This is a genomic window from Streptomyces montanus (assembly GCF_005786655.1).
Taxonomy (GTDB): Bacteria; Actinomycetota; Actinomycetes; order Streptomycetales; family Streptomycetaceae; genus Streptomyces; species Streptomyces sporangiiformans.
Map to the genome: position 1 here is coordinate 1 of NZ_VBZC01000145.1, position 3,228 is coordinate 3,228.

General features: G+C 72.0%; 3 protein-coding genes and 1 pseudogene. 2 read left to right on the forward strand and 2 right to left on the reverse strand.

The genetic code is table 11. The features are described from left to right. Positions 1–421, forward strand: a pseudogene (locus FE633_RS46765) (serine/threonine protein kinase); the annotation flags it as partial. Here FE633_RS46765 and FE633_RS46770 read toward each other — a convergent pair. Beyond that, entirely contained in the window at positions 367–1,224 is an 858-nt protein-coding gene (locus tag FE633_RS46770) for a hypothetical protein (protein WP_246114161.1), read from the reverse strand. The pseudogene FE633_RS46765 and the gene FE633_RS46770 sit on opposite strands and share 55 nt — an antisense overlap. A 3-nt stretch (positions 1,225–1,227) precedes the next feature. Then, positions 1,228–2,292 (reverse strand): LacI family DNA-binding transcriptional regulator, encoded by a 1,065-nt coding sequence (locus FE633_RS46775; RefSeq protein WP_425473338.1) that lies wholly within the window; start codon positions 2,290–2,292, stop codon positions 1,228–1,230. 257 nt (positions 2,293–2,549) lie between these two features. Between FE633_RS46775 and FE633_RS46780 the strand changes: the two genes are divergently transcribed. After that, positions 2,550–3,228: ROK family protein (locus tag FE633_RS46780; RefSeq protein ID WP_138051240.1), on the forward strand; the 679-nt coding region annotated here is incomplete at its 3' end.

Consider the following 3,228-nt stretch of genomic DNA (forward strand, 5'->3'; position numbering starts at 1 on the left):
CACGGAGGGTGCGAAACCGACGACGAAGGGCCCCGACGCCTCGCCAACGCCGACCGGCAGTGGTTCCACGGACGGCGGTGGCACGTCAGGCGGCACGAGCGGCGGCGGAGGAGGCGGCGAAGGCGGCTCCAGCCCCGCCCCGGTCTGCCACGCCGTCGGCGGCGGAAAGTACAACTGCGAGGTCTGGCGCAAGGCCACGTCCTACACCGCCGACGGCGCCGAGGCAGGCACCCTCAACGCGGGCACCAACTACTTCTACTGCCAGCAGGATCTGGGCCGCCGCGAGACGTATGGGCAGTGGACGAACGTCTGGTGGGCGAAGACGGACGACGACAGCGGCAACACGAACGTCTTCGTCAGCGACGTCTACATCAAGGGCGGCGACAACGACGCGCCGCTGCCGGGACTGCCGGTCTGCTGATCGCCTACGTACTTCTCCAGGCCGGAGGCGGTCGTCCGCCCCTCCTCGGCGAACAGCCGGGTGCCCCGCACGCACAGGTCCCAGTCGCCGCGTGCGCGGGCGCAGAACTCCTCAGGGGTGGAGCCGAACAGCTCCCGCAACCGCGGTGACTCCGCGAGGAGTTCGGCGAGCAGCGGACGCTCGCCCGGATGCCTGCGCGGCGTACCGGAGCCGTCGTGGAGCACTCCCCGGCGGCTGACGTACAGATGGGCGCCGTCGAGCACCTCGCCCGACTCCAGCTCGACCGGGACGTCGGAAGCGGGCAGCAGGACACGGTCGTACGCACCGGACGGCGCCTGGACTCCCTCGCTGGCGTCGACCGCCGCGAGCTGCGCCGGGTCCAGCCAGGTGACGAACAGTTCCCGGGTGAAACCACGAGCGCGAAAGGGCGACGCGGACACGTACCCCATCCCGCTGACATGTGCGGAGACACCGACGTCGATGCCTGCGACCTTCGCCTTCACCAGGGGGATGGGCGACGAGATCTCGTACTGCCGCATCTTGTGCCGGAGTTGCGCGGGGCAGGCGTTGGAGCCGACCGCGAGGACTGGGACGCGATCCGGGAACGTCAGGCGCGTGAGAGGGGAGAGCCGGTCGCCGTCCAGGAGCACGGACTCCTCGGGCCAGGCGCCCGGATAGCTCAGCGGGTGGTCGCGCGGCGCTTCGGCGAGGCCGAGTGCTTCCAGCGTGCCGTGCGTGCGTTGGGTGCGGTGGGTGTGGTCTGTGGGGCGGGTGCGGTGTGTGCGGTTGTCGGGATCCGCCATGGGTCAGCCCGCGGGCGGCAGTTCACCCGAGCCACGGGTGATCAGCCTGGTCGGGAGTTCGATGCGCTCCGGGAGGACGAGAGTGCCGTCGAGTTGGCGGAAGAGGCGCTCGGCGGCCGTGCGGCCGAGCCGGGCGGCGTCCTGGGCCACGACGGTGACACCGGGCTGGAGGAGGTCGGCGAGTTCGATGTCGTCGAAACCGACGAGGGCGACAGGGCGGTCGTGCTCGGCGAGGACGCGTACGACCGTGACCGTCACACGGTTGTTGCCCGTGAAGATCGCGGTGACGGGGGAGGGGCCCGACAACATGGCTTCGGCGGCCCGGCGGACCCGCTGCGGATCGGTGGCCCCCAGGGACATCCAGCCCTCCTCGACGGGAACGCCCGCGTCCTCCATGGCGGTGCGATAGCCGCGCAGCCGCTCGGCGGCCGTGTGGATGCGGGGCATGTCGCCGATGAACCCGATACGGCGGTGGCCGTGGGCGATGAGGTGGGCGACGCCGTCGCGCGCACCGCCGAGGTTGTCGGACAGGACGACGTCCGCGTCGATCTGTCCGGCGGGGCGGTCCACGAAGACCGTGGCGACGCCCGCCTTTATCTCCGGCTCCAGATAGCGGTGGTCGTCACCGGCCGGGATGACGACGAGCCCGTCCACGCGGCGCGCGCACAGCGCGAGGGCCAGCTCCTGTTCGCGGTCCGGGTCCTCGGCGCTCGAGCCGTTGATCAGCAGGGCGCCGTGGGCGCGGGCCACCTCCTCGACCGCGCGGCTGAGCGGGCCGTAGAAGGGGTCGGCGAGGTCCTCCAGGATGAGGCCGATGCTCGCGGTACGTCCCTTGCGCAGCACCCGCGCGCTGTCGTTGCGGCGAAAGCCCAGCGCGTCGATCGCCTCCCGCACCCGGCGCTCGGTGTCCGGGGTGACGCCCGGCTCGCCGTTGACTACACGCGACACCGTCTTGAGGCCGACTCCGGCACGCGCCGCGACGTCCTTCATGGTCGGACGGTTGCCGTATCGGTTGTCGGTTCGGTGGGCGGTCTGGGTCACGATGGGCTGTCCTGTCCTGTAGTCCACTGGTCCACGAGTCCACGGGGTGCGTCGGCCGGAGGTGCTCACTGGGATGTGGCGTCGAGCATAGAGCCTGGACAACGTTGTCAGCTGCGAGGAGACTATCCCTCGCGCACTCCGGCCTGCACTGCTTCGGGGCCAGTCGTGCTATCTGTTTCGTCCGGCCGGGTGCCCGGGGTCGCTCCCGGAGAGATTCAGGGGCACCCCGGACGTACGCCGGGGGTTACCCCCGGAGAGACTCTGCACCGGGAGATCAGACACTGATGCACACCGACCTCGTGGCCGCGCTCGACATCGGCGGCACCAAGATCGCCGGAGCGCTCGTGGACGGCCATGGCGGGATCCTCCTGCGTGCGCAGCGGGCGACGCCCGCGCAGGGGGACGGCGACACCGTGATGCGGGCCGTCGAAGCCGTGCTCGGCGATCTGACCGGCTCGCCGTTGTGGAGCCGCGCCACGGCACTCGGCATCGGCAGCGCGGGCCCGGTGGACGCCTCGGCGGGCACCGTGAGCCCGGTGAACGTCCCCGGCTGGCGCGACTATCCGCTGGTCGAGCGGGTCCGTGCCGCCACTGGGGGGCTGCCCGTGGAGCTGATCGGCGACGGTGTGGCGATCACGGCGGCCGAGCACTGGCAGGGCGCGGCCCGCGGGCACGACAACGCGCTGTGCATGGTCGTCTCGACGGGTGTCGGCGGCGGTCTGGTCCTGGGCGGCCGGCTGCATCCAGGGCCCACGGGCAACGCCGGTCACATCGGTCACATCAGCGTGGACCTCGACGGTGACCTCTGCCCGTGCGGGTCGCGAGGTTGCGTCGAGCGCATCGCGAGCGGGCCCAACATCGCACGCCGCGCCCTCGAGGGCGGCTGGCGGCCGGGCGCCGACGGTGACGCCTCGGCCGCCGCGGTGGCCGCCGCCGCCCGCGCCGGTGACGCCGTCGCGATCG

Bases quoted from the DNA above. Each gene is read 5' to 3' on its own strand.
- FE633_RS46770 (WP_246114161.1), bottom strand. From the start codon at position 1,224: ATGGCGGATCCCGACAACCGCACACACCGCACCCGCCCCACAGACCAC.